Origin of the sequence: Pectobacterium aroidearum, assembly GCF_041228105.1 — a bacterium.
Lineage (GTDB): Bacteria > Pseudomonadota > Gammaproteobacteria > Enterobacterales > Enterobacteriaceae > Pectobacterium > Pectobacterium aroidearum.
In genome coordinates, this window is sequence record NZ_CP166097.1 from 4,273,020 (window position 1) to 4,297,356 (window position 24,337).

Consider the following 24,337-nt stretch of genomic DNA (forward strand, 5'->3'; position numbering starts at 1 on the left):
GTTACTCTGTCTACTTACTCTATGCTATGCGCGCGGATGGTGCTGCTGGTGAAGCTGTTTCAGCCGCTCCGTCGCCACATGGGTGTAAATCTGCGTCGTAGAAAGATCGCTGTGCCCCAAGAGCATCTGTACGACCCGTAAATCCGCGCCGTGGTTCAATAAATGGGTAGCAAACGCGTGGCGCAAGACGTGCGGCGAGAGCTTTTCGCTGTCGATGGACGCCAGTACCGCATAATACTTGATACGATGCCAGAACGTCTGGCGCGTCATTTGCCGTGCACGATTGCTGGGAAACAGCACATCGAGCGTTTGCCCATTCAGCAGCCACGGGCGACTATGTTCCAGATAATACTCGATCCAGTACACCGCTTCTTCACCGAGCGGCACCAATCGTTCTTTATTGCCTTTTCCCAGCACGCGAACCACGCCCTGCCGCAGGCTGACATCGCTCATCGTCAAACCGACCAGCTCAGAAACACGCAGCCCCGTCGCATACAATACCTCAAGCATGGCCTTATCGCGTAATTCCAGCGGCTGTTCAATGCTTGGTGCGTTAAGCAACGCATCAACCTGCGCCTCGCTCAAATCTTTGGGTAGACGCTGCGGCAGTTTCGGGGACGATAGCACCGCACTGGGATCGTCGCTGCGCAGCTTTTCCCGATAAAGGTACTGGAAGAAGCGACGCATCGCGCTCAACAAACGGGCCGAACTGGTCGCCTTGTAGCCGCCATCAACCCTATCGGCGAGAAACGCCTGAAGATCGAGCACCTGCGCCTGCAATAAGTCGTTATCATGATGTGCCAGCCATTCCGCGAGCGTGCGCAGATCCAACCGATAAGACGCCAGCGTATTCTCGGCCAGATTTCTTTCCAGCCACAGCGCATCGAGAAACTGTTCGATAAGCGCCTGATCGTGTTCTTGCATCGCGGTGTCCTTCCTCACTGATTGGCAATATTATGCCGATGAAGCGGCGACTTTACACCTTCATCAAGACCGTATTCTCTCGCAGCCAGAATTGTGCGCGATCTCACATATCCCGCGAACATCAACATCGCCATAACATTCTCCGGCAAAAATAAGGCTGTGGCACATTATATTTTATGTATTGAGAATATATCGGAACAGGCTCCTTGAAGCCGCGTGCCGACTGGCATTGCCCTTACTTAATCAACGTTGAAAAGCCGATTTTTCTGTGCGTAGAATGGTCGTTCGTGTTGTTAAAATAAAGAAACATTATGCAAGCCACCACCATCACTCCCACGCTCGATGCCGAAGCGGAAGCGCCACCCGTAAACTCACGCAACAAAGTGATTGTTGCGTCGCTGATTGGCACCGCCATCGAATTTTTCGATTTTTATATCTATGCCACTGCCGCGGTGCTGGTTTTCCCGCACATTTTCTTCCCGCAGGGCGATCCGACTGCCGCCACGCTACAGTCGTTGGCCACCTTTGCGATTGCCTTTGTAGCCCGCCCTATTGGTTCGGCGGTGTTCGGTCATTTCGGCGACCGTGTCGGACGTAAAGTCACGCTGGTCGCTTCTCTGCTGACCATGGGGATTTCAACCGTTCTGATTGGACTGTTACCAACCTACGAAACCATTGGTATTTTTGCACCGATTCTTCTGGCACTGGCACGCTTCGGTCAGGGTCTGGGGCTGGGCGGTGAATGGGGTGGCGCGGCGCTGCTGGCGACGGAGAATGCCCCATCCCATAAACGTGCGCTGTATGGGTCGTTCCCCCAGCTTGGCGCACCGATTGGCTTCTTCTTCGCAAACGGCACCTTCCTGCTGCTGTCCTGGCTGCTGACGGAAGAGCAGTTCATGAGCTGGGGCTGGCGCGTACCGTTCGTCGCGTCCGCCGCGCTGGTGCTGGTTGGCCTGTATGTTCGTATCTCTCTGCATGAAGCCCCGGTCTTTACCAAAGCGGTCAAAGCTGGCAAACAGGTGCGTATGCCACTGGGAACGTTGCTTAGCAAACATATGAAAGTCACGATCCTCGGCACCTTCATCATGCTGGCGACCTACACACTGTTCTACATCATGACCGTTTACTCCATGACGTACGGCACTTCGCCTGTGCCTAAAGGGCTTGGCTTCTCACGTAACAGCTTCCTGTTGATGCTGATGATCGCAGTGATCGGTTTTGGTCTGATGGTGCCAGTCGCAGGCTATCTGGCAGATGCCTTTGGCCGCCGTAAGACCATGATTACCATTACTTGCCTCATGATCGTCTTTGCCATGCTGTTCCCTTATATGCTTGGTTCTGGCAATCAGGCGCTGGTGATGGGCTTCCTAGTGTTGGGTCTGAGCATCATGGGACTGACGTTCGGCCCGATGGGTGCCTTGCTGCCGGAACTGTTCCCGACAGAAGTACGCTATACCGGCGCGTCATTCTCCTATAACGTCTCGTCGATTCTGGGTGCATCGGTCGCACCGTACATCGCAGCATGGTTGACGGCCAACTACGGCCTGTTCTACGTCGGCGTTTATCTGGCGGCCATGGCGTCACTGACGCTGATTGCGCTGCTGGCGACCAGAGAAACACGTCACCAGTCTTTGGGATAAATGTCCCTTCAGTGAGGGCCACGGCCCTCACTGCACCTTTCTTTCTTCATAATGCCCGTCCCCCCCCGCTCAAATCATACCCTCACGTTATTATCACTTTGATACATTTCCGCATTTACCAGGCTAATTAAGTGAGGTATACCAACAGGCCTGTCGATGTAACAAATCCGTTCGGTACAACAATCAAATTAGGATGCAAAAATGTTTTCAAAACATTATGACGTTGAGGACAGTCATATCGACTTTCAGGGCGTCGTCGACGGCCTCTACTACCCGTTCTACATGGAGTGGACGCGACATGCCTTTATGAAAGAAGCGCTGGGCATTGATATTGAAGAAGAGTTCAAGAAGGGAAAGATTTACATGGTACTTGAGTACACTCTGCGCTTCCGTAAAAGCCTGCAAAAAGGCGATCGTTTAGAAGTCACCTGCCAGTTGGAAAAGAACGAAAAACGTAATCGTGTCAATTTCGTTCAGCAGATTAAGGTTGGCGACGTTACTTATGCTGAAGCCACGTTTGTCGCCACTTGTCTGACCAATGGCAGACCATCGATGCCGGAAGCGGTAACGAATGCATTAGCCCTTTAATCGTCTGTGTTATCAGGGTTCTCTTCGTTAGCCCCAGTCTGTAGCGCTAACAAAGAGAACTCTGCATGTTGCAACGAGAGACGTTTTTCTCACTGAGAACACTCCCTCAAGTACGGTTCTTTTGCCTCTCACTTTAGCCAATCGCTCCGCTCCGCGAGTTTCACCAGCGATTGTAAAAGACCTCAATATCATCGAATATGGCACCCATTGCCTGTTTTCTGCTGCACATAGTCGATGGATTTGCCGCATTTAGGCAGTGACGTCACAGCACAGAGACTGAATCAATGCATTGATTTTAGAAAATAATTAAATCATGGACTTATAGATAGTATGAAAATCGGTCTGTTTTACGGCTCAAGCACCTGCTACACCGAAATGGCGGCGGAAAAAATTCGCGACATTCTGGGCGAAGAACTGGTGGATCTGCACAACCTTAAGGATGTCGAACCTCAACGTATGGAAGACTACAGTACGCTGATTCTCGGCATCCCAACCTGGGATTTCGGTGAGATTCAGGAAGACTGGGAGAACATCTGGGGTCAATTAGCGACGCTAAACCTCAAAGGAAAAGTCGTGGCGCTCTACGGTATGGGCGACCAACTTGGTTACAGCGAATGGTTCCTTGATGCGTTGGGCATGCTACATGACCAACTGCTGCCGCTGGGTGTCACATTCGTTGGATACTGGCCGACAGAAGGCTATGACTTCATCAGTCCAAAACCGCTGGCCGCTGACGGTAAACACTTTGTCGGGCTGGCGCTGGACGAAGTGAACCAATACGATCTCAGCGATGAACGGTTAGAGCAGTGGTGCGAACAGATTCTGCAAGAAATGGCGTCACTACTGTAAACAGTAAGACTCAACAGAGGTAAGCACGATGAAAATGTTACTCATAGCGGTCGCAGGATTGTTGCTTGCTGGTTGTGCTCAAACAGATACGCAGGAATACGCCAGAAATCTGGGCGGTAAATGCGATGTGCCGCAATATTACGCTATCGATTTCTCAAGGTTTGATGAAACTGCGCAGCAAATCGCGCACGCGACGGGCTGTGGCATCATCACCGATACCACGCTGACTGGCGCGATTAAGCCGCATCCCGTCAAAGGCTATCTGACCAGACGGGAAGCGGTGTTTATGGCGATTCAGGGAACGTCGTTGAAGGTGACCCAGCAGGAACCGGATACGATTACCGTTGAGTAATACGTTCACGGATACCTTATCGGTATCCGCATCCGTTGAAGTGGCTCAGCGCTTTTGTAACCAGCGGGTACGCGCGGCGGTATCAAGGAAACTCCACGCGACAAAGCGGCTTTGCTTCTGGCCTTGCGCCATATCGATGGTTCTGACCTTTTCCGCGTCAACCGCTTCCAGCGCGCGATAAATCTCCGGCAGGTTCTCTTTGCGTGACACCAGCGACGTAAACCACAGGCACTGGCGGGCAAAACCGGCACTCTCCTTGATCATCTGACCAATGAAAGTTGACTCGCCGCCCTCACACCACAGCTCATCCTGCTGGCCGCCAAAATTCAGCGGTGAGCGTTTATCCAGCCCCAGATTATGCAGTTTGCGCTGCGATCCCTGACGTGCATCCTCAGCGGAGGCGTGGAATGGCGGATTACACATGACCGCATCAAACGTCTCGTTCTTGTGAATAATCCCTGCGAGTATCGCTGTGCTGCTTTTCTGACGGCGCAGGCGAATCGCTCGGTTCAAACCGGGATTAGCCTCAATCGTCTGGTTGGCCGCTTTCATCGCTATCGGATTAATTTCGCTGCCGGTAAAACGCCAGCCGTATTCACGATAACCAATCAGCGGATAAATGCAGTTGGCGCCGCAGCCGATATCCAGCACGGACGCCTCTCGCGGCACCACCGAGCGGTTATCTTCCGCCAGCAAATCAGCCAGATGGTGAATGTAGTCGGCACGACCAGGAATCGGTGGGCACAAAAAGCCGTCTGGAATTTCCCAATGTTCAATCTGATAAAAATGCTGTAACAGCGCCTGATTCAGCGTTTTCACCGCTTCGGGATTAGCAAAATCCACTGACTCATCACCGTAGGCATTTACCGTGACAAACGGGACAAGCGCGGGATAGCTCTGTTTGAGCGAGGGAAAATCATAACGGTCGCGATGGCGATTACGAGGATGCAGACCATTTTTTTGCACTGCGGGCTTAGTCATCAGTTATATCCAATCAATTTCAAAGTACGGCCAGACGATGACCCAATAAAGCCTATGTTCAACACACCACTATCTCGCCCAGTTTTTCTGCTGCAAAAGAAGCTGACGCAGATGACGCCATTCGTCATCGCCCATGCTGTCCGATGCCAGCCACAGTTGTTGTCTGTCTTTACCGTTCACTGCCTGCAATGACAGCAATACGCCATTTTTCAGCAACCACGGTCGTTTAACGATCTGCCATTCCTGCTGCCGCCAGTTCAGGGTCGTTTCGCTGAGCAAAACGATTTCCCCCTGCCGGGATTTGATATTCCTTTGGCTACGGATAAAACCGAACATCACCATCGTGACCAGGCATAGCCACAGCCATGCATAGCCGTCCGGCCACGGCGCCAGAAGAATGAGCAATACTAATAGGCCATGCACAATCAATGAAAGCAGTTGCATACGCCAGGAAACGCGAAGATCACATTGCCACTGGGCCACGATCTTTATTTCGCGTTTGAATAAGAGAAATCATGCGTTTCAGCTCTCCGTCTTTCGGCTCGCCGTGGTTCATCAGCCAGTTGAATAAATCGGGATCATCGCTTTGTAACAGGCGCACAAAGGTGCGCTTATCGCTGTCACTGAGTGTGTCGTAGTCATGCTCAAAAAACGGCATGATCGCGATATCCAACTCACGCATACCCCGGCGGCATGCCCAATGAATGCGTGATTTATTATCGATTTCCATGTTTCATGTCCACCTTGTTATCGCAACTTGCCGCTAGTGTACTCCGATTCCGGTAGCGGGTATCAACTAATAGTAACATTTTGACATAGTTTACCCGCGTGCGCCGTGCCGAGCGTGCCGATCAGTATCAGGATGTGCTATGCAATAACGCTGCGTGAATAACCACTTGCAAACCCTGAGCGCTCTTTTACCATTAAGCCATTCGGGTATCGCCCTTAGCGCAGGATTGTACTATATGGTTAACCAACATACGGCTCATCAGCTTCCTTTTGCATCACAACCCCCATTGGCTTCCGCTCAGTTGGCTCCCACGCTCATCTCGCTGGATGACTGGGCGCTGGCCACGATGGTCGGGCCGGATACCGTCAAATACCTTCAGGGACAGGTCACCGCAGATGTCAGCGCACTCGCTGACGATCGGCACATCCTTTGCGCCCACTGCGACGCAAAAGGGAAAATGTGGAGCAACCTGCGCCTGTTCCATCACGGCGAAGGCTTTGCTTTTATTGAACGTCGTAACCTACGTGACGCCCAACTTAGCGAACTGAAAAAATACGCCGTTTTCTCGAAAACCACCATCACACCGGACGACAACGCCGTACTGCTTGGTGCGGCAGGGGCGGGCATCCGCGAACTGCTGGCCTCTGCATTTAGCCAGCTTCCAGACGCCGAGCACCCTGTTGTTCAGCACGAAGGGGCAACCTTACTGCATTTTGCCCATCCCGCAGAACGTTTCCTGCTGGTGCTGTCTCCTGAGCAAAGCGCTTCGCTGCTTGAGCAGCTCGGCGATAAAGTCAGCCTGAATGACAGCCGCCAATGGTTGACGCTGGATATCGAAGCAGGTCAGCCCATCATTGACAGCGCAAACAGCGCGCAGTTCATCCCGCAAGCGACTAATTTACAGGCATTAAATGGGATTAGCTTCAGCAAAGGGTGCTATACCGGTCAGGAAATGGTCGCTCGGGCAAAATATCGTGGGGCGAACAAGCGTGCGCTTTACTGGCTGGCGGGTAAGGCCAATCAGGTGCCGCAAGCGGGGGACGATCTCGAATTGCAGCTCGGCGAGAATTGGCGTCGTACCGGTACGGTGTTGGCGGCTAGCCAATTGCAGAACGGCGAGGTGTGGGTACAGGCGGTGCTGAATAACGACCTCACCGCAGAGAACGTCCTGCGCGTACGTGAAGATGCCGATAGCCAGCTCACCGTTCAGCCTCTGCCGTATGAAATAACGGATTAATTCGGCGGGTGACATCGCGCATGAACCAAACGGGTTCATGCGCTTTATACCGACTTAAATATAAAGATAAATCGCCAGAAAGTGGCAGACGCTCCCACCCAATACAAACCCGTGCCAAATCGCGTGATTATAAGGAATACGCTTGCAGGCGTAGAAAATCACCCCCAGCGTGTACACCACGCCGCCGACTGCCAGCAGCGTCACACTCCCTGGCGCCAGTTTCATCACCATCTGATAAATCACCACCAGCGACAGCCAGCCCATCACCAGATAGGTAATCAATGACAGCACTTCAAAACGGTGGGCAAACGCCAGTTTGAAGATCACACCCAGCAGCGCCATCCCCCAGATAACAACCATAAGACCATGCGCCAGCGGTGAATCCAGCCCCACCAGCAAAAACGGCGTATAGGTTCCGGCAATCAACAGATAGATGGCACAGTGGTCGAATTTTTTCAGCCACGGCTTAATACGCTGAGACGGTATCGCGTGATACAGAGTCGACGCCAAAAATAGCAGGATAATACTGCCGCCATAGAGGCTGTAGCTGGTAATCGCCACGCTGCCGGCGTCATTGTTGACCGCCTGAACCAGCAATAAAACCAGACCCACAATCCCGAAAATCACACCGATTCCATGGCTTATGCTATTCGCAATTTCCTCTGCCAGAGAGTAATCCGGCATCTGTGCATTTTTTGACATCAATAGATTCCGCAATATTCGGCAACGGTACACATTTCACATCATCATGCGCTGGCGTTATCCGCCTTACCTTTCCCGGTTTCATGCAAGGAAAGCTAGCGCAGGTGTTTAACCTTTGAGCAGAGTAACTGAGAATAGTTTCAGTGTACACGTGTAAGCTAAAATAATTATTCTCCCATGAACTCTCTGACTTAACGTGTAATCATGCATGTCAATCTCGGGCAACATCCCCTACAATGATCGACCTTGATATCTCCCTGTTTTTTGAAGGGCTCTGCCGTTTTTACCGGTTATTCGCATCAACGGTCATCCGGTTCTGACGCTCACAGCGCCTTCCCGTGGTTTTCACTACATCACGTTTTCATTGCATGATTTTTACTGCATCGTTTTCACTGCAAGAGGTAAGCTTTTCATGTCATCTTCCCCATCCACTCTGAATTTCGGCTCCATGACCGATGTTTTCGGCTTTCTGATAGAAATCGATAAATTAAAAAGCGTGCAGCGCCGTAACAAAATCATCGGCAGCGAACGCCACGAAGACTCTGCCGAACACAGCTGGCATTTCGCCGTCGCCGCGATGGCGCTGGCACCTTATGCGGGTGAAGGCGTGGATATTCAGCGCGTGATCCAAATGGCCCTGATTCACGACATCGTCGAAATCGATGCAGGCGATGTGATCGTTTACGATCTTTCCGCCCGTCTGGCGATTCACGATCAGGAAGTCGCCGCCGCCGCCCGCATTTTTGGCCTGTTGCCGGAGCCGCAGCGCCAGCAATTCCACGATCTGTGGGAAGAGTACGAAGCCAATGAAACGCCCAGCGCCCAATTCGCTATGGTGCTCGACCGCGTTATGCCGATGCTGATGAACCTGTCGAATGCGGGTCAAAGCTGGGTGGAAAACGGCATTCGTCTGGAACAGGTTCTTGAGCGTGCGGAGTTCATTGCCGCGATCAACCCAGAGCTGTGGCAATACCTGAAACAGCATCTGGAAGAGGCCAAAGCCAAAGGGTGGTTGCTATAATTCGGTTTTCCCGCTAGCCGGGCATTCACGTCAGGAGAGGGTGATGTCTTTAAAAACAATCGCGAATAACCTGGGTTTGTCCGTAGCAGCGGTGAGCCGTGCTCTGAACGGCCATCGGGATATCTCCGATGCCACGCGCCAGCGTATTCAGGAAGAAGCGGAGCGTATCGGCTATCGGCCCAATACCCATGCGCGTCGCCTGAAAATGGGTAAAAGCAACGCCGTCGGACTGATCTATCCCTACGCCTCTTCTCTGAGTAACGATATCTTTTTTGAGATGATTGGCGCGATCAGCCACAAGCTGGCACAGCATGAGGTCGATTTTCTCCTGCTGGCCGACGAGCAAGATGCCTGTCAGGGTGCCGCCCGGCTGATCGCTAGCCACCGCATTGATGCGCTGATTGTGGCGCATACGTGCGAACAGGATGCACGACTGGCGCTATTGCAACGCCACAACGCGCCTTTTCTGGCGCTGGGGCGCAGCCAGCTCCCCCACCCTTACGCCTGGTTCGATTTTGACAACCGTGCGGGCATGGCGCTGGCGACCGAACACCTAATCGCGCTCGGCCATCGCCGTATCGCTATTTTAAGTGAAGACCATCCGCAGGCGTTCATCATGCAGCGTCGTCAGGGCTATCGCGATGCGCTACAACGCCACAACCTGCCGTTTCACGATGCCTATCTGTGCTGTGTCAGCCCCACGCGCCGTGCAGGATATCAGGCCATGCTCGACCTTCTGGCGCTGCCTGAACCGCCAACGGCGATAGTGATGGATGGCAATGTGCACGGCGACGGTGCCGTTGCCGCGTTACAGCAGGCAGGTCGGCTTTCCGGTTCTCACCCCATCGCTCTGGTGATGTACGATGGCCTGCCGCAGGACAGCCTGACCGACCTCAACGTGACTGCAATAGAACAGGCCACGCGCGAGCAGGTTGGTGAACAGATTGCCAGCATGACGCAGGCGCTTATCGCAGGCGAAGCCGTAGAAAATTTGCAGGTGTTATGGCAACCGACGTTACGCATCGGTAAGACGAGCTTTCCCGCCTAATCTATTCCGCCCTCTTCCACCTTTATAAAGACATCAGTTGGTTTATTGGCTCCAGCCGCCAACGAGATGTTCTTCACATCTTCATCGCAACCTTTCTCCCTTCCTTAACGATTATTTTAACAAAATCACATTTCTTAAACGTTTAAGTTGATGACTTAAACGTTTAAGTTTTCACTCAGAGGAACTAATCAAGTTGTAATTGGGAGACTTCCTCATGATGCGTGATCTTGTTCAATTAACCAGCGCGCAGTGCGATGTCATCGTACGCTGCGCCCCGGCGGCGGAAATTCTCTACTGGGGGCCACGGTTACGTGGTTTTTCGCCAGAGGATATTGTTTCTCTGCAACGTCCCGTGGCGAATGGTCGTCTGGATGTGGATCTTCCTCTGACGCTGGCGATGGAATACGGACGTGGTCAGTTCGGTTCACCGGGGATTGAAGGGCACCGCTCAGGTTATGACGCCGCGCCGATCTTCACGACCACGCAGGCTGACGTTCAGGGCAATACGCTAACCATCACGGCAGAAGATACACTGGCAGGGCTTCGCCTCACCAGTGAACTGCGTCTGGATCCGCAGACCGATGTGCTGCAACTGCGCCACACGCTACAGAATCTGCGTGCTGATGTCTGGCAAGTACAGCGCCTGGCCGTCACGCTCCCCGTCCCGGAACGGGCGAGCGACGTCATGGCGTTTCACGGCCGCTGGCTACGTGAGTTTCAGACTCACCGCCTCACGTTGCAGCACGGCGGCTTTATTCAGGAAAGCCGTCGGGGAAGAAGCTCCCACGAATATTTCCCCGCGTTTATCCTCGGTGAATCCGCGTTCAACGAGCAACATGGCTCAGTATGGGGCGTGCATTTAGGCTGGAGCGGCAACCACCGCCTGCGTGCCGATATCAAAACGGACGGACGCCGCGTTGTGCAGGCGGAAGCCCTGTATCTGCCGGGCGAAATCACGCTGACGCAGTCGGAGTCTCTCACTACACCGTGGGTCTACGCAGCTTTCTCAGATAGCGGCTTGAACGGCATGAGCCAGTGCTATCACGCCTTCCTGCGTCAGTCCCTCATCCAATTCTGTGGTGATAAGCCACGTCCGGTGCACCTCAATACGTGGGAAGGAATCTATTTCGATCACGACCCTGAATACATCATGCAGATGGCGAGCAAGGCCGCTGACGTCGGCGTGGAGCGCTTTATTATTGATGACGGCTGGTTCCGTGGGCGTCACCACGACCGAGCCGCGCTCGGCGACTGGTATCTCGACGAGGAAAAATACCCGAACGGGCTGATGCCAGTCATCGAGCATGTCAAAGCACTGGGGATGGAATTCGGCATTTGGGTCGAACCGGAGATGATCAACCCCGATTCTGATCTGTTCCGCGCCCATCCCGACTGGGTGCTGCAATTGCCCGGCTACGCACAGCCTACGGGACGCTATCAGTACGTGCTGAATTTAAATCAGCCCGATGCCTTCACTTACCTGCTGGAGCGGCTGAGCTGGCTGCTGGGCGAACATCCTGTCGATTATGTGAAATGGGATATGAACCGTGAACTGGTGCAGCCCGGTCATGAAGGGCGGCTGGCCGCCGATGCGCAAACCCGACAGTTCTATCGCCTGCTCGATACCCTGCGTCAGCGCTTTCCTCATGTTGAGTTTGAATCCTGCGCGTCCGGCGGTGGTCGTATCGACTACGGCGTGCTGGAACGCACCCAGCGGTTCTGGGTGTCGGATAACAACGACGCGTTGGAACGCCAGACCATTCAACGCGGCATGAGTTACTTCTTTCCGCCCGAGGTGATGGGGCAACACATCGGGCATGCACGGTGCCATGCCACATATCGACGTCACACCATCGCCTTCCGCGGCCTGACCGCCCTGTTCGGCCATATGGGCATCGAGCTGGACCCCGTGAAGGCCGATGACGACGAACTGGAAGGCTATCGTCACTACATCCAGTTGCATAAAACCCTGCGTCCGCTGCTGCACAGCGGCACCACCTGGCGGGTCGACATGGCGGACGATACGGTGCAGGCCACTGGCGTGGTAAGCCACGATCGGCAGCACGCTGTTTTTCAGGTAGCACAGTTGCGTATGCCGGATTATTCGCTGGCGGGCACGCTTCGCTTCCCCGGCCTACAGCCCGACGTTCGCTATGAAGTCACACTGCTGGATAGCCCGGAAATCAAAACGGTGCGCGAGGGCGGCGGCACCATGCGCGAGCTCCCGCCCTGGTTACGCCAGCCAATCGTGGTTTCGGGAGATTGGCTAATGCAGGCCGGACTTGCCCTCCCCGTTCTGACGCCGGAGACCGCCATTCTGATCGGGCTTTCCGCGGTGACGGATACCGCTGGCAGCTAGCTTTTTCCTTTGCCCTACACATTCGCGACACGACCGCGCGGGACAGCATTGTCCCGCGTCATGATAACGTCTACCCTCCGGGGGAAATAAAGATGCCTACCACCTCGTGCTACTACAAAAACAACCGTAACTTCTGGATTTTCGGCGCGTTCTTCTTTCTTTATTTTTTTATCATGGCGACGTGCTTTCCGTTTTTACCGATCTGGCTGGCGGACGTTATCGGGCTTAACAAAACCGATACCGGTATCGTCTTTTCCTTCCTATCCTTGTTCGCGATTCTGTTTCAGCCGTTCCTCGGCATCCTGTCCGACAAACTGGGGATGAAGAAACACCTGCTATGGGTGATCTCTGTCCTGTTGCTCTTTTTTGCCCCTTTCTTCCTGTATGTCTTCGCCCCACTGTTAAAAATCAACGTGATACTGGGCGCTCTGGTCGGCGGTCTGTATATCGGGTTCTCTTTTAGTGCGGGAGCGGGAGCGATTGAAGCCTACATCGAGCGCATCAGCCGACAGCACCACTTTGAGTATGGCAAAGCGCGCATGTTTGGCTGCTTTGGCTGGGGAATTTGCGCTTCAACGGCGGGTATGCTGTTTAATATCAATCCCGATATCGTGTTCTGGATGGGATCTGGGTCGGCGATTATCTTGATCGTGCTGCTGTGCCTGGCGAAGACGGAAAGCAATCCAACCGCTGCCGTCATGGACTCGCTCGGCGCCAACGCCTCACCTTTTAGTGTAAAACTGGCATTAGGCTTGCTGGCCAACCGTCAGTTCTGGCTGCTGGTGTTATACGTGATTGGCGTCGCCTGTATTTATGACGTCTACGATCAGCAATTCGCTAATTTCTTTAAATCGTTCTTTAGTTCGCAGGAACAAGGCAACCAGATCTTTGGTTTTGTCACCACCGCCGGGGAAGCGGCAAATGCGCTGGTCATGTTCTGCACGCCGTGGCTCATTAACCGGATCGGCGCTAAAAATGCATTGCTGGTGGCAGGAACGATTATGTCGATCAGGATTTTGGGCTCGGCCTGTGCCACATCCGTCACGGAAGTCATCATACTGAAAATGCTGCACGCCTTCGAAGTGCCGCTGCTTCTCATCGGTATTTTCAAATACATCGCCAACACGTTTGATTCTCGCTTGTCGGCGACCATTTATCTGGTGGGCTTCCAGTTCGCTAAGCAGTTTATGGCGATATTCCTCTCCTCTGCGGCGGGCAATCTGTACGATCGCATCGGCTTCAACCAGACTTACCTTATTCTGGGTGGTATCGCGCTCACCTTTACCGCGATCTCCGCCTTTACGCTGTCATCTTCACGTAGTACGGCGAGTATGCGTTCTCAGGCTGCGCATTAACATATCGCGCCCCGTTGGCATTAAGCCGATGGGGCGCGATGTTACTATTTCACGTCCCGCAGCGCGGTTTTATCCACATAAGGCTTCATGATGCCATCCGCCTCTTTTTGTGCAGCGGCAGCGGCATCATCAACCTTTTTCGCCGGATCGTTTAGCAGCGCCGCCAGCTGATTTTCCATCGCTTTACGCACCGCGACCGTCTCATAGGTTGCGTACCACGGATGGGCATATTGCAGCTGTGACAGCGCAATCGCCGCACGCGGATCTTTCGCCAGATAATCCTTCATTTCCGGCAGGTCGTAGGCCGCCATACGCGGCGCGAAATAGCCGGTAAAACGGCTCCAGTTGCCGCTAACTTCTGGGCTGACCAGATAGTTCATGAATTGCCAGGCCGCTTTCTTCTGCTCTTCGGAAATCCCTTTGAAGCTCACCAGACTCGCCCCGCCGATGGTCACGCCGCGACGCTCTTTTTCCGGCATCATCGCCACACCCAACTGAAAATCTTTGGTATTTTCACGCATAAAGCCCAGCGCACCAGTACTCAGCATCGTCATACCCAATTTACCGGAGAAAAACGCGGCGCTGATCTGTTTGGAATTCAGCACGCCAGCCGGCATCACTTTGTCGCGGTACACCAAATCACGCCAGAACTGGAGCGCACCTTTGGTCGATGCCGTGTTGTAATAGACTTCGCCTGGGTAGTCAGCATTGTAATACGCCCCGCCGTTAGCACGCGTCAACGCAGACAGCATCCAGCCGCCGTAGTCATCATTCGTGGACGGAATCATGATGCCCCACTGCCCCTTCGCCGGATCGGTCAGTTTTTTCGCGACCGCAACCACCTCATCCCAGTTTTTCGGTGGCTCGTTAAAGCCCGCCTTCTTCAGCATGTCTTCGTTGTAATAGAGGATCGGCGTCGAGTTATGGAATGGGATCGCGTAGGTCACTCCCATCACCTGCGCATTCTGGTGCAGCGCAGGCCAGAAATTTTTGGTCAGGAAAGGCGTGGCTTTTTCGTTGCCGTATTTGAACAACTCGTCCATCGGCAGGATTTCATCTTTGATGACCAGATCGGCGGTGAAGTTGGCCGACATGATCACCAGCGCTGGCGGATCGCCCGCTTTGGCGGCAGCTTCCGCTTTCACTTTGGTCGTGTCGTAATTGCCGGTGAAGATCCCGCGCACTTCAACCTGATCCTGCGATTGGTTGTACTCTTTGATGATGCGCGTCATTTCCATCGTCAGCTTGCCATCAACCGGTGCGGGGAACATAAAATCAATATTCTGTTTTGCCAACGCCGAGCCAGACATCAGCAAGGTGATTGCCAGCGCCATCATACGGGGCTTACGCATGTCTTTTCTCCTGGGATAAATTACGGGCGGTTTGCCCGGAAAACCAATGACAATCCTGCGGTGAAAAATGAAGCACAACGGACGCGCCAACATCCGGCACGCCATCGCGATTTGGCCGACGGTAGCGAATATTGCCCAACGGCGTATCCACATGTATCAGATACTCCGCGCCAAACAGCTCCCGCTGCTTCACCGTTCCCGGCAATGACAACTCGCCGTCTGACGCGGCGTGTTCGGTAATATGCTCAGGGCGAATCCCTAGCAGCACATGGGTTAATGAATGCGTTTCGTCACTGGCAGGCAGCGCCACGGGCAGCGTCTGTAAAATTGCGTGGCCGTCGGTGCAGGGCAGTGTTACGAGGTTCATCGCGGGCGTACCGATAAATCCGGCGACAAAGACGTTAGCCGGATGCGAATACAGCTGCTCCGGTGTGCCGACCTGTTGCAAGACTCCGCGATCGAGCACGGCGATCCTGTCAGCCATCGTCATCGCCTCAATCTGATCGTGCGTGACGTAAACGGTGGTCGTTTTCAACTGCCGATGCAGATCCATAATGCCGTCCCGCACATCGCTGCGCAGACGGGCATCGAGATTCGATAGCGGCTCATCCATCAGAAATAAATGCGGATCGCGTACGATCGCCCGCGCCATCGCCACACGCTGCCGCTGGCCGCCGGACAGTTTTCCCGGTTTGCGTTTCAGTAGTGGCTCAAGCTGAAGCAGGCTGGCAACGCGCTGCACACGCTGTGGATAGTCCGCTTTCGGCTCACCGCGCATCCGCATCCCGAACGTGATGTTCTGCTCGACCGTCAGGTGTGGAAACAACGCATAGTTCTGGAAAATCATCGAGAAATTACGCTGCTTCGGGCTCCACGTCGTAATGTCGTCATCACCCAGCAGAATTTGCCCGTCACTCACCTCTTCCAGTCCGGCCAGCATGCGCAGCAGCGTACTTTTGCCACAGCCAGACGGCCCGACCAGCACCAGAAATTCGCCGTCAGCAATATCCAGCGACAGCGATGCCAGCGCCTGCGTATGCTCGAAGCGTTTGCTGATATTACGTAACTGAATCACGGCCATTACGCATCCACCGGACAGCTGATTCGCGGATCGTAGAGGTAAGGTCCGGAGTTCGAGGCGATCGACTGGCTATAGCTCACTAGCCCGGTGACCGGCACATAGCGGTGCATCACTACGCTGGCAGGCTCCAGGTTGTAGTACGACGTGTCGTCATAGTAGAAATACGGTACCTGATGGACAGTGCCCGGTACGGTGGCAATAATCGCCTGCCGATGTTGCGTCATAATCAAACGGTGCGTATGGCCGCAGAAGATCCGCGTAAGCTGCGGGAAACGTTCGATCAGCGTCAGCAACTCGCTCCCATTTTCGCAGGCGATCCGATCCATATGCGCCGATCCCAACGGCAACGGCGGATGGTGCATGAAGATCGCCGTTTCGCGCGTGCTGTGCTCTTGCAATTGCTGCTCCAGCCAGCCCAGCGTGGACGGCGTCAGCCAGCCTTTCGCCTGCCCGGCCAGACTGGTATCGATGAACAGCAGGCGCATCGGGAAGTCATCTACCGCATAGCGGATATTTTCAGGATCATCGCCCAATTGCGGGCAAAGTGGACGCATCGCGTTGAGAAAATGCTGTTTGTCATCATGATTGCCCGGGATCACGTACATCGGGTAATCCAGCATCTGCAACACGCGTTGTGCCACCTGATACTCCTGCGGACTGCCGCAGTTGACGATATCGCCGCTAATCACCACCGCGTCCGGCCGCTCGCTCAGCGCGTTGAGCTGATTAATGACTTTGGCATTTTCCCCGTTAATATCAATAAATTCATAGAGCTTGCGCCCCTCACTGCGAAAATGCAGATCGGAAATCTGTGCCAACAACATAACCACCACCTCTATCGTTATTTCGCCCGTTGGCGATTCACTTAATGCCCGAGAAGCCGAAGCTACTCAGGAACTGCTTCTGGAACACTACGAAGGCCACCATCAGCGGCAGGCACACCAGCAGCGTACCCGCGCAGATCAATCCCCACTGCCCGCCGGACTCCGCCCCCATAGCAAACGACACCAGCCCGATGGTCAGCACCTGTTTGTCCGGGTCGTTGAGCACCATCAGCGGCCAGAGATATTCGTTCCAGTGATAGGTAATGCTGACCGTGGCGAACGCCAGAATCGACGGCCAGGTCATCGGAATCAGGACGTGAAACACCACCTGCCACCAGCGACAGCCTTCCATTAATGCGGCTTCTTCAATCTCTTTGGCGATATTGAGAAACGCCTGACGCATCAGAAACACCCCAAACGCCGAGGCGAAATACGGCATCATTACGCCGGTCAGGGTATTGAGCAGGCCGAGCTGTTTGAGCGTCATCATGTTTGGCACCATCATGACGACAGGCATGATCATCAGTTGAATCAGCAGCAGGTAGAACAGCAGCGTTTTGCCGCGAAATTCGTGGTAGGCAAAGATGTAGCCCGCTGTGGTGATCGTCACCAACTGCACCAGAAACGTGCCGACCGCAAAAATCAGCGTGTTGGTGTAAAGCTGTAGCCAGTTGGCGCTGTCCCATGCGTCGCGGAAGTTATCCAGCGTGAGTGGGAAGCGCGGCAGCAGCGAGGCCATATCCACGCCAAAGCTGCTGGAGCTGACAGAAGAAGACAGCATCCAGATAAACGGGCTGACCCACAGTAACGCAGCGCAAATCAGCAGCAGCGGCAGCGTGAATCGCGTCGTGATGCGAAGCGGGTTGGTCACGCTTCGGTTTTCAACGTGCTGACTTTTCATGCTCCGAACGTCAACAATCTGATTTTCAGCGCTCATAGTGTGCCCCCTTCTCCAGCACTTTCAGATTCATAATGGAAAAGGCGAACAGCATCGCCAGCGTCAGGAAGGTAGCCGCAGAGGCTTTGCCCAGATCGTGCGTATCATTCGCCAGATCCTGGATGTAATAGAGCAGCACGGTTGTGGCGTTATTCGGTCCACCGCGCGTCATCACGGCAACATGGTCGATCTGGGTAATGGCGTAGATAAAGGCGATGGTGACGACGAAAGCGATGGTTGGCCGCAATAGCGGCAGCGTGACGTAGAAAAACACCTGACGTCGTGATGCGCCTTCCATCAGCGCCGCCTCGCGTGCGGAAGCCGAAACGGCTTGCAGACCGGCGAGAAAAAACAGCATGTAGTAACCGGCGAATTTCCAGATACCGATGACGCTTACCGCCACCAACGCGCTGTCGCTCATGCCGAGGTAGTTGTTATTCATCGGGCCGAACACTTTCGCCAGATAGTAATCCAGCAGCCCCAATCCCGGCATAAAGATGAACAGCCACAGCGTCGCGGCACTCACCAGCGGAATAATCATCGGAAAGAAGAAAGCGGTACGCAGCCAGCGGTTAACACGCGTGTTTTCCCACAGCAGTACCGCCAGCAACAGCGCCAGCAGCACGCCGGGTACCACCGTCATCAGGATATAAAGCACGTTGTTCAGCAAGGCCTGCCAGAACACCGCGTCCTGCACCAAACGCACAAAATTATCCATCCCGACGAACAGCGGCGCATCGGCATTCAGCCGGGTGTCATACAGGCTGTCGATGACCGAACGCAGCAGGGGAAAATAGGTAAAGGCAAGCAAAAAAACCAGCGTCGGCAACAGCACAAGATAGGGAAAAAATTTTGCACGCATAACTCAAAGGCCGCTCAGTGTGAAACACAGAGGCCTTACCCTAGAACGCTAGCGTGTCACTGGGGCGTCAGTTTAATGACAGTTTGTTTTCGAAAGTAAATAATTCGCTGACTAAGTTGAGGGGTTAAATATGAGCACACAATGCGCTAGCACCCTACGAGCTGCAAAGCAGCCAATGCTATAATTTGAAAACCATATCTATACAGCGCATCTCACTCCCAGTAAGAGTGGATTTATATAAGCTTTCCTGCTGAAACAAGAAACCATGCTTTTGATAGAAAGAGTGAGCATTAGGGGTTGAGGATAATGTTAATTGCTCATAACCACGTTCGCGTGCTTCATGCTTTATAGCGTCAAGAATCATTCCACCCAACCCTCTCCCAACATATTCAGGCAAGGTAAAAATAGCCTCAACACTGCGACAAGAAATATCAAGAAAGCCCGTAGCAACCGGCCTGTTATCTAAATCCACAACAACAAAAAAAGGGTTAGTAGCAATAGCGCGCCTGTATCCCTCCGGCATAGATTCTGGCGTCCATGCAGCAATGACTGCCGCTTCATAGCTGCTCTTGCATCCATGGCGAATAGCCTGATTCCTGATCTCCCAACATTCTTCTGCTTCATCAGGTTCTGCAAGTCTGACTTTCATCTTTTCTCCATTTTGGGCTATCCCTATCCCCTGCGTATGCCTAACTGATTAAGTGATACAAGGCGGTATCTGAAAACTATCGTTAATGCGATAACTCAGTGTCCGCCTATCACTGGCAGTAACAATCTCAACGATCGCAGTTAATTACGCATAGTCGCTCATCGGCACACACGAACAGAACAGGTTACGGTCGCCGTAAACATCGTCCAGACGCTTCACGCTCGGCCAGTATTTGTGTTCGCTGCCAGCCGGGAATACCGCCAGTTCGCGGCTATAGGGGTGTGCCCAGTCCGCCACCAGCTCCGCCTGCGTATGCGGTGCGTTCACCAGTGGGTTGTCGTCCAACGGCCATTCACCCTGCGCAACGCGGTTGATTTCGGCACGGATCGCCAGCATCGCGTCAACAAAGCGATCGATCTCGACCTGACTCTCCGATTCCGTTGGCTCGACCATCAGCGTACCCGCGACCGGGAACGACATGGTCGGCGCGTGGAAACCGTAGTCGATCAGGCGCTTGGCGATATCCATCTCGCTAATGCCGGTACTCTCTTTGAGCGGGCGAATATCCAGAATGCACTCGTGCGCCACACGACCATCACGGCCGGTGTAAAGCACCGGATAAGCCTGCTGCAAGCGCGTCGCGATGTAGTTGGCGTTCAGGATCGCCATCTGGCTAGCCTGCTTCAACCCTTCTGCGCCCATCATGCGGATGTACATCCAGCTAATCGGCAGAATGGAGGCACTGCCGAACGGTGCCGCAGAGACTGCACCCTGCTCCGTTAACACACCATCGATTTTTACCACCTGATGCCCCGGCACAAACGGTGTCAGATGCGCTTTCACGCCAATCGGCCCCATACCCGGTCCGCCGCCACCGTGCGGAATACAGAAGGTTTTATGCAGGTTCAGGTGCGATACATCTGCACCAATGTAGCCCGGCGTCGTGATACCAACCTGCGCGTTCATGTTCGCGCCGTCCAGATACACCTGGCCGCCGTATTGATGCACGATCTGGCACACTTCCCGGATCGTCTCTTCATAGACGCCGTGGGTGGACGGATAGGTGACCATAATGCAGGAAAGCTGTTCGCCCGCCGCCTGCGCTTTCTCACGCAGATCGTGCAGATCGATATTACCCTGCTTGTCACAGGCCACCACCACCACGTCCATACCCGCCATCTGCGCCGATGCCGGGTTCGTACCGTGGGCGGAACTCGGGATCAGACAGAGATGACGGCCGCCTTCATTGCGGCTTTCATGATAGCGACGGATCGCCAGTAGCCCCGCGTACTCGCCCTGCGCCCCCGAATTGGGCTGCATGCAAATCGCGTCATAGCCAGTCAGTTGAACCAACCAGCCCGATAGTTGCTCAATCATTTGACGGTAGCCCAGCGCCTGTTCCGGCGGGCAGAACGGATGCAGCTCAGCAAATTCCGGCCAGGTAATCGGCAGCATTTCCGCCGCCGCATTGAGCTTCATGGTGCAAGAACCGAGTGGGATCATCGCCTGATTCAGTGCCAGATCCTTACGTGCCAGACGGTGCAGGTAACGCATCATCTCGGTTTCGCTGTGATAGCGGTTGAAAACCGGATGCGACAGGATCGCATCCTGACGCAGGAGCCCGGCAGGGATCGTCGCGGCTTGCTGGCTAATGGCCGCATCAAGCGCCTCGATATCCAACCCGTGATCGTCACCTAACAGCACCGCAAACAGCGCCAGCACGTCTTCACGGGTGGTCGCTTCATCCAGCGTGATGCCCACGGCACTTGCCAAATCGCTGCGCAGGTTGATGCCAAAGCTTAATGCCCGACTCAGTACCGCGTCTTTATCTGCGACTTCAATGGTCAGCGTGTCGAACCAGCTGCGATGGCGTAGCAGCAGTCCACCCTGCGTTAACCCTGCCGCCAGAATATCGGTCAGACGGTGGATGCGTCCTGCGATACGTTTGAGCCCTTCCGGCCCGTGGAATACCGCATACATCCCGGCAATGTTGGCCAGCAACACCTGCGAGGTACAAATATTGGAGTTCGCCTTCTCACGGCGAATGTGCTGCTCACGCGTTTGCATCGCCATACGCAGCGCAGTGTTGCCTGCTGCATCGCGCGACACGCCGATGATACGTCCCGGCATAGCACGTTTATGCTCATCACGGCAGGCAAAAAACGCCGCGTGCGGTCCGCCGTAGCCCATTGGCACGCCAAAGCGCTGTGCGGAACCGAAGACGATATCCGCGCCCTGTTTGCCCGGTGCGGTCAGCAGCACCAGCGCCATGATGTCCGACGCCACGCAGCTGACGACCTTACGCGCTTTCAGTGCGGCCATCAGGTCGCTGTAATCGTGCAGTTCGCCCGTCGTCCCAACCTGTTGCAGCAGTACGCCAAATACCGCATCGTCTTTCAGCGCATCTTCCGCCTTACCGACGACAATCTCAAAACCGAAGGTTTCCGCACGCGTACGCACTACATCCAGCGTTTGCGGATGCACGTCGTCGGCGACGAAGAAACGCTCAGCCTGTTTGAGTTTGCTGATGCGTTTTGCCATCGCCATCGCTTCCGCCGCCGCGGTTGCTTCATCCAGTAGCGAAGCGGAAGCCAAATCCAGACCGGTTAAATCCTGTGTGACCTGCTGGAAATTCAGCAGCGCTTCAAGACGTCCCTGAGAGACTTCCGGCTGATACGGCGTATAAGCGGTATACCAGCCAGGGTTTTCCAGCACGTTGCGTAAAATCACCGGCGGCATCAGCACCGCGTTGTAACCCATACCGATGTAGCTTTTATAACGTTGATTGCGTCCTGCAATGGCCTTCAGCTCAGCTAACGCCTCATGTTCCGTCGCCGCCTCTCCCACCGCTGGCGGGCTGGGCAATTGAATATCCTGCGGGACAATCTGACGAATCAACGCATCCAGCGATGTCGCCCCCACCACCGACAACATGTGCTGCTGTTGGCTGACGGAAGGACCGATATGGCGCTCGATAAACGCGCCGTCATGTTCGAGTTGACTGAGTGTCTGGGTCATTACAGTAATTTCCTGCATTAATCGTGCTTGCATCAATCGTGATAGCTACCGCGTTGAAAGACGACGCGGCGCATAAAACAAAACGCCCCCGGTTCAACAAAACCGGGGGCGTGATAACTACTCGTCTTCTTCTAACGATGCCTGATAGCCTTCGGCATCAAGCAGTTCGTCCAAATCAGACTCATCAGAAATTCTGATGCGGAACAGCCAGCCATCCGCATAAGGCGCGCTGTTGACCAGTTCAGGGGAGCTTTCCAGATCGTCGTTCACTTCCACGATCTCACCGCTGATGGGCGCATAAATATCCGACGCCGCTTTTACCGACTCCGCCACCGCGCAGTCATCGCCTGCGGCGACTACCGTGCCCACTTCCGGTAAATCGATAAAGACCATGTCACCCAGAAGCTCCTGCGCGTGTTCGGTAATGCCCACGCTGTAGATACCGCCGCCCTCGTGCAGTACCCATTCGTGCGACGTGGTGTATTTTAATTCTGCTGGTACATTGCTCATTGCATCCCCTTTCCTAAAGTCGTTAATCCCGTGCGCTACCCGTCATACTTCAAGCTGCATGTGCGTTGGCTTTCCTCGCTCACCCCAGTCACTTACTTGTGTAAGCTCCTGGGGATTCACTGTGTCGCCGCCTTCATGCAACCTGAATTATTTAGGGTATGACATAAGAAGTTATTCAATACTGAACGATGGCTCTTCCAGCGCGGACAAAGCCGGGCTTGGTGACGTGGACGGGCAGTTCGCGGTTACGAATCTGCACAATCGCCTGTTCACCAATTCCCAACGGAACACGCGCTAGCGCAATGCTCACGCCAAGCGTTGGCGAGAACGAGCCGCTGGTGATGACACCTTCGCGCATCACGCCATCACTATCAGTAAAGCGCACAGGTAAATCATTGCGCAATACGCCTTTTTCCGTCAGCACCAAACCAACCAGTTGATCGGTTCCTTTCTCACGCTGATGCGTTAAGGCTTCACGCCCGATAAACTGGCGATCCTCCGGCTGCCAGGCGATCGTCCAGCCCATGTTGGCCGCCAGCGGCGAAATGCCCTCATCCATATCCTGACCGTACAGGTTCATTCCCGCTTCCAGACGCAGCGTATCGCGTGCGCCCAGTCCGCATGGCTTCACGCCCGCGGCCAGCAGTTGCTGCCAGAAATCGACCACTTGCTCATTCGGCAGCGCGATTTCATAACCCGCTTCGCCCGTATAACCCGTCGTGGCTACGAAGAAATCCCCCGCCTGCTTGCCAAAAAACGGCTTCATGCTGGCAACGGCAGCCACGTCGGCATCACTCAGACCTTTTGCCTTCAGGATTGCTTGCACTTTTTCCTGCGCCTGCGGACCTTGTACCGCGACCAGAGCCAGATCCTCACGCTCACGGATTTCAATACCAAAAGGTGCAGCGTGCTGTTCAATCCAGGCGAGATCTTTTTCGCGGGTCGCAGAGTTCACGACCAACCGGAAATAGTCTTCCGTAAGAAAATAAACGATCAGATCGTCGATGACGCCACCGGAAGCATTCAGCATGCCGGTATAAAGCGCTTTGCCCGGCTGTGTGAGTTTGGCGACATCATTCGCCAGCAGATAACGCAGGAATTCACGCGTTCTCGCACCATGCAAATCGACGATAGTCATGTGGGAAACATCAAAAATACCGGCTTCCCGGCGCACAATATGATGCTCATCCAGTTGAGAACCGTAATGCAGCGGCATCATCCAGCCGTGAAAATCCACCATTTTGGCGCCATCGGCCAGATGTTGTTGATACAACGGGGTCTGCTTTGCCATTCTTCATCCCTCTTCAGCGCATGGCGT

At 54.2% G+C, this 24,337-nt stretch carries 23 protein-coding genes; 9 read left to right on the forward strand and 14 right to left on the reverse strand.

What is annotated here, in order from left to right; genetic code table 11:
- Positions 1-24 precede the first annotated feature (24 nt).
- Positions 25-924, reverse strand: coding sequence for a site-specific tyrosine recombinase XerD (gene xerD, locus AB8809_RS19235; protein WP_349855289.1), 900 nt, complete (start codon positions 922-924; stop codon positions 25-27).
- A 311-nt stretch (positions 925-1,235) separates the two neighbouring features.
- Between xerD and AB8809_RS19240 the strand changes: the two genes are divergently transcribed.
- The 4 genes from AB8809_RS19240 (at position 1,236) to AB8809_RS19255 (ending at position 4,353) form a co-directional block, all read left to right on the forward strand.
- A complete protein-coding gene (locus tag AB8809_RS19240) occupies positions 1,236-2,564 on the forward strand; it encodes an MFS transporter (protein ID WP_012773346.1) in 1,329 nt (442 codons plus the stop codon).
- Positions 2,565-2,765: 201 nt separating this feature from the next.
- Positions 2,766-3,152, forward strand: a complete 387-nt coding sequence (locus tag AB8809_RS19245; RefSeq protein ID WP_349855290.1) for a thioesterase family protein — start codon at positions 2,766-2,768, stop codon at positions 3,150-3,152.
- A 330-nt stretch (positions 3,153-3,482) separates the two neighbouring features.
- Positions 3,483-4,001 (forward strand): flavodoxin FldB, encoded by a 519-nt coding sequence (fldB, locus tag AB8809_RS19250; protein ID WP_012773344.1) that lies wholly within the window; start codon positions 3,483-3,485, stop codon positions 3,999-4,001.
- 28 nt (positions 4,002-4,029) lie between these two features.
- Entirely contained in the window at positions 4,030-4,353 is a 324-nt protein-coding gene (locus AB8809_RS19255) for a hypothetical protein (protein WP_180777498.1), read from the forward strand.
- 45 nt (positions 4,354-4,398) lie between these two features.
- Here the strand turns inward: AB8809_RS19255 and rlmF are convergent, their stop codons facing one another.
- The 3 genes from rlmF to sdhE all read right to left on the reverse strand — a co-directional run bounded on the left by rlmF (position 4,399) and on the right by sdhE (position 6,064).
- Positions 4,399-5,334: a 23S rRNA (adenine(1618)-N(6))-methyltransferase RlmF gene (gene rlmF, locus AB8809_RS19260; protein WP_349855291.1), complete on the reverse strand. Its 936-nt coding sequence runs from the start codon at positions 5,332-5,334 to the stop codon at positions 4,399-4,401.
- Between the two features lie 69 nt (positions 5,335-5,403).
- On the reverse strand, positions 5,404-5,817 hold the full coding sequence (locus tag AB8809_RS19265) for a protein YgfX (RefSeq protein WP_012773341.1): 414 nt from the start codon (positions 5,815-5,817) through the stop codon (positions 5,404-5,406).
- Positions 5,798-6,064: an FAD assembly factor SdhE gene (sdhE, locus tag AB8809_RS19270; protein ID WP_012773340.1), complete on the reverse strand. Its 267-nt coding sequence runs from the start codon at positions 6,062-6,064 to the stop codon at positions 5,798-5,800. The genes AB8809_RS19265 and sdhE overlap by 20 nt, the downstream gene beginning before the upstream one ends.
- 235 nt (positions 6,065-6,299) lie before the next feature.
- Between sdhE and ygfZ the strand changes: the two genes are divergently transcribed.
- Positions 6,300-7,301 carry a tRNA-modifying protein YgfZ gene (gene ygfZ, locus AB8809_RS19275; RefSeq protein ID WP_182100312.1) on the forward strand — a complete coding sequence of 334 codons (1,002 nt, stop codon included), beginning with the start codon at positions 6,300-6,302 and terminating at the stop codon, positions 7,299-7,301.
- Positions 7,302-7,355: 54 nt separating this feature from the next.
- Here ygfZ and AB8809_RS19280 read toward each other — a convergent pair whose 3' ends face one another.
- On the reverse strand, positions 7,356-8,003 hold the full coding sequence (locus AB8809_RS19280; protein ID WP_012773338.1) for a hemolysin III family protein: 648 nt from the start codon (positions 8,001-8,003) through the stop codon (positions 7,356-7,358).
- Positions 8,004-8,415: 412 nt separating this feature from the next.
- On the opposite strand from AB8809_RS19280, the gene AB8809_RS19285 reads away from it, so the two are divergent.
- The 4 genes from AB8809_RS19285 (at position 8,416) to AB8809_RS19300 (ending at position 13,786) form a co-directional block, all read left to right on the forward strand.
- The gene (locus AB8809_RS19285; protein WP_181829659.1) at positions 8,416-9,024 is read left to right on the forward strand and encodes an HD family hydrolase; all 609 of its coding nucleotides are present in this window, start codon (positions 8,416-8,418) and stop codon (positions 9,022-9,024) included.
- A gap of 43 nt (positions 9,025-9,067) precedes the next feature.
- Positions 9,068-10,072 (forward strand): LacI family DNA-binding transcriptional regulator, encoded by a 1,005-nt coding sequence (locus AB8809_RS19290; RefSeq protein WP_349855292.1) that lies wholly within the window; start codon positions 9,068-9,070, stop codon positions 10,070-10,072.
- 214 nt (positions 10,073-10,286) lie between these two features.
- Positions 10,287-12,431, forward strand: coding sequence for an alpha-galactosidase (locus AB8809_RS19295; RefSeq protein ID WP_349855293.1), 2,145 nt, complete (start codon positions 10,287-10,289; stop codon positions 12,429-12,431).
- A 92-nt stretch (positions 12,432-12,523) separates the two neighbouring features.
- Positions 12,524-13,786, forward strand: coding sequence for an MFS transporter (locus AB8809_RS19300; protein WP_181829662.1), 1,263 nt, complete (start codon positions 12,524-12,526; stop codon positions 13,784-13,786).
- Positions 13,787-13,830: 44 nt separating this feature from the next.
- On the opposite strand, the gene AB8809_RS19305 is transcribed toward AB8809_RS19300, so the two are convergent.
- The 9 genes from AB8809_RS19305 to gcvT all read right to left on the reverse strand — a co-directional run bounded on the left by AB8809_RS19305 (position 13,831) and on the right by gcvT (position 24,310).
- On the reverse strand, positions 13,831-15,138 hold the full coding sequence (locus AB8809_RS19305) for an ABC transporter substrate-binding protein (protein WP_012773333.1): 1,308 nt from the start codon (positions 15,136-15,138) through the stop codon (positions 13,831-13,833).
- On the reverse strand, positions 15,131-16,219 hold the full coding sequence (locus AB8809_RS19310) for an ABC transporter ATP-binding protein (RefSeq protein WP_180777488.1): 1,089 nt from the start codon (positions 16,217-16,219) through the stop codon (positions 15,131-15,133). The genes AB8809_RS19305 and AB8809_RS19310 overlap by 8 nt, the downstream gene beginning before the upstream one ends.
- Positions 16,219-17,043, reverse strand: coding sequence for a phosphodiesterase (locus tag AB8809_RS19315; RefSeq protein ID WP_012773331.1), 825 nt, complete (start codon positions 17,041-17,043; stop codon positions 16,219-16,221). The genes AB8809_RS19310 and AB8809_RS19315 overlap by 1 nt, the downstream gene beginning before the upstream one ends.
- Positions 17,044-17,080: 37 nt before the next feature.
- Positions 17,081-17,944: a carbohydrate ABC transporter permease gene (locus AB8809_RS19320; protein ID WP_369987615.1), complete on the reverse strand. Its 864-nt coding sequence runs from the start codon at positions 17,942-17,944 to the stop codon at positions 17,081-17,083.
- Between the two features lie 25 nt (positions 17,945-17,969).
- The gene (locus AB8809_RS19325) at positions 17,970-18,842 is read right to left on the reverse strand and encodes a carbohydrate ABC transporter permease (protein WP_012773329.1); all 873 of its coding nucleotides are present in this window, start codon (positions 18,840-18,842) and stop codon (positions 17,970-17,972) included.
- 178 nt (positions 18,843-19,020) lie between these two features.
- Positions 19,021-19,491, reverse strand: a complete 471-nt coding sequence (locus AB8809_RS19330) for a GNAT family N-acetyltransferase (protein ID WP_181847027.1) — start codon at positions 19,489-19,491, stop codon at positions 19,021-19,023.
- Positions 19,492-19,635: 144 nt separating this feature from the next.
- Positions 19,636-22,509, reverse strand: a complete 2,874-nt coding sequence (gene gcvP, locus AB8809_RS19335) for an aminomethyl-transferring glycine dehydrogenase (RefSeq protein WP_349855294.1) — start codon at positions 22,507-22,509, stop codon at positions 19,636-19,638.
- Between the two features lie 117 nt (positions 22,510-22,626).
- Positions 22,627-23,019, reverse strand: coding sequence for a glycine cleavage system protein GcvH (gene gcvH / locus AB8809_RS19340; protein WP_012773325.1), 393 nt, complete (start codon positions 23,017-23,019; stop codon positions 22,627-22,629).
- 175 nt (positions 23,020-23,194) lie between these two features.
- Positions 23,195-24,310 (reverse strand): glycine cleavage system aminomethyltransferase GcvT, encoded by a 1,116-nt coding sequence (gene gcvT, locus AB8809_RS19345; RefSeq protein ID WP_181829665.1) that lies wholly within the window; start codon positions 24,308-24,310, stop codon positions 23,195-23,197.
- Positions 24,311-24,337 lie beyond the last annotated feature (27 nt).

Bases quoted from the DNA above. Each gene is read 5' to 3' on its own strand.
- xerD (WP_349855289.1), bottom strand. From the start codon at position 924: ATGCAAGAACACGATCAGGCGCTTATCGAACAGTTTCTCGATGCGCTG.
- AB8809_RS19240 (WP_012773346.1), top strand. From the start codon at position 1,236: ATGCAAGCCACCACCATCACTCCCACGCTCGATGCCGAAGCGGAAGCG.
- AB8809_RS19245 (WP_349855290.1), top strand. From the start codon at position 2,766: ATGTTTTCAAAACATTATGACGTTGAGGACAGTCATATCGACTTTCAG.
- fldB (WP_012773344.1), top strand. From the start codon at position 3,483: ATGAAAATCGGTCTGTTTTACGGCTCAAGCACCTGCTACACCGAAATG.
- AB8809_RS19255 (WP_180777498.1), top strand. From the start codon at position 4,030: ATGAAAATGTTACTCATAGCGGTCGCAGGATTGTTGCTTGCTGGTTGT.
- rlmF (WP_349855291.1), bottom strand. From the start codon at position 5,334: ATGACTAAGCCCGCAGTGCAAAAAAATGGTCTGCATCCTCGTAATCGC.
- sdhE (WP_012773340.1), bottom strand. From the start codon at position 6,064: ATGGAAATCGATAATAAATCACGCATTCATTGGGCATGCCGCCGGGGT.
- ygfZ (WP_182100312.1), top strand. From the start codon at position 6,300: ATGGTTAACCAACATACGGCTCATCAGCTTCCTTTTGCATCACAACCC.
- AB8809_RS19280 (WP_012773338.1), bottom strand. From the start codon at position 8,003: ATGTCAAAAAATGCACAGATGCCGGATTACTCTCTGGCAGAGGAAATT.
- AB8809_RS19285 (WP_181829659.1), top strand. From the start codon at position 8,416: ATGTCATCTTCCCCATCCACTCTGAATTTCGGCTCCATGACCGATGTT.
- AB8809_RS19290 (WP_349855292.1), top strand. From the start codon at position 9,068: ATGTCTTTAAAAACAATCGCGAATAACCTGGGTTTGTCCGTAGCAGCG.
- AB8809_RS19295 (WP_349855293.1), top strand. From the start codon at position 10,287: ATGATGCGTGATCTTGTTCAATTAACCAGCGCGCAGTGCGATGTCATC.
- AB8809_RS19300 (WP_181829662.1), top strand. From the start codon at position 12,524: ATGCCTACCACCTCGTGCTACTACAAAAACAACCGTAACTTCTGGATT.
- AB8809_RS19305 (WP_012773333.1), bottom strand. From the start codon at position 15,138: ATGCGTAAGCCCCGTATGATGGCGCTGGCAATCACCTTGCTGATGTCT.
- AB8809_RS19310 (WP_180777488.1), bottom strand. From the start codon at position 16,219: ATGGCCGTGATTCAGTTACGTAATATCAGCAAACGCTTCGAGCATACG.
- AB8809_RS19315 (WP_012773331.1), bottom strand. From the start codon at position 17,043: ATGTTGTTGGCACAGATTTCCGATCTGCATTTTCGCAGTGAGGGGCGC.
- AB8809_RS19320 (WP_369987615.1), bottom strand. From the start codon at position 17,944: ATGAAAAGTCAGCACGTTGAAAACCGAAGCGTGACCAACCCGCTTCGC.
- AB8809_RS19325 (WP_012773329.1), bottom strand. From the start codon at position 18,842: ATGCGTGCAAAATTTTTTCCCTATCTTGTGCTGTTGCCGACGCTGGTT.
- AB8809_RS19330 (WP_181847027.1), bottom strand. From the start codon at position 19,491: ATGAAAGTCAGACTTGCAGAACCTGATGAAGCAGAAGAATGTTGGGAG.
- gcvP (WP_349855294.1), bottom strand. From the start codon at position 22,509: ATGACCCAGACACTCAGTCAACTCGAACATGACGGCGCGTTTATCGAG.
- gcvH (WP_012773325.1), bottom strand. From the start codon at position 23,019: ATGAGCAATGTACCAGCAGAATTAAAATACACCACGTCGCACGAATGG.
- gcvT (WP_181829665.1), bottom strand. From the start codon at position 24,310: ATGGCAAAGCAGACCCCGTTGTATCAACAACATCTGGCCGATGGCGCC.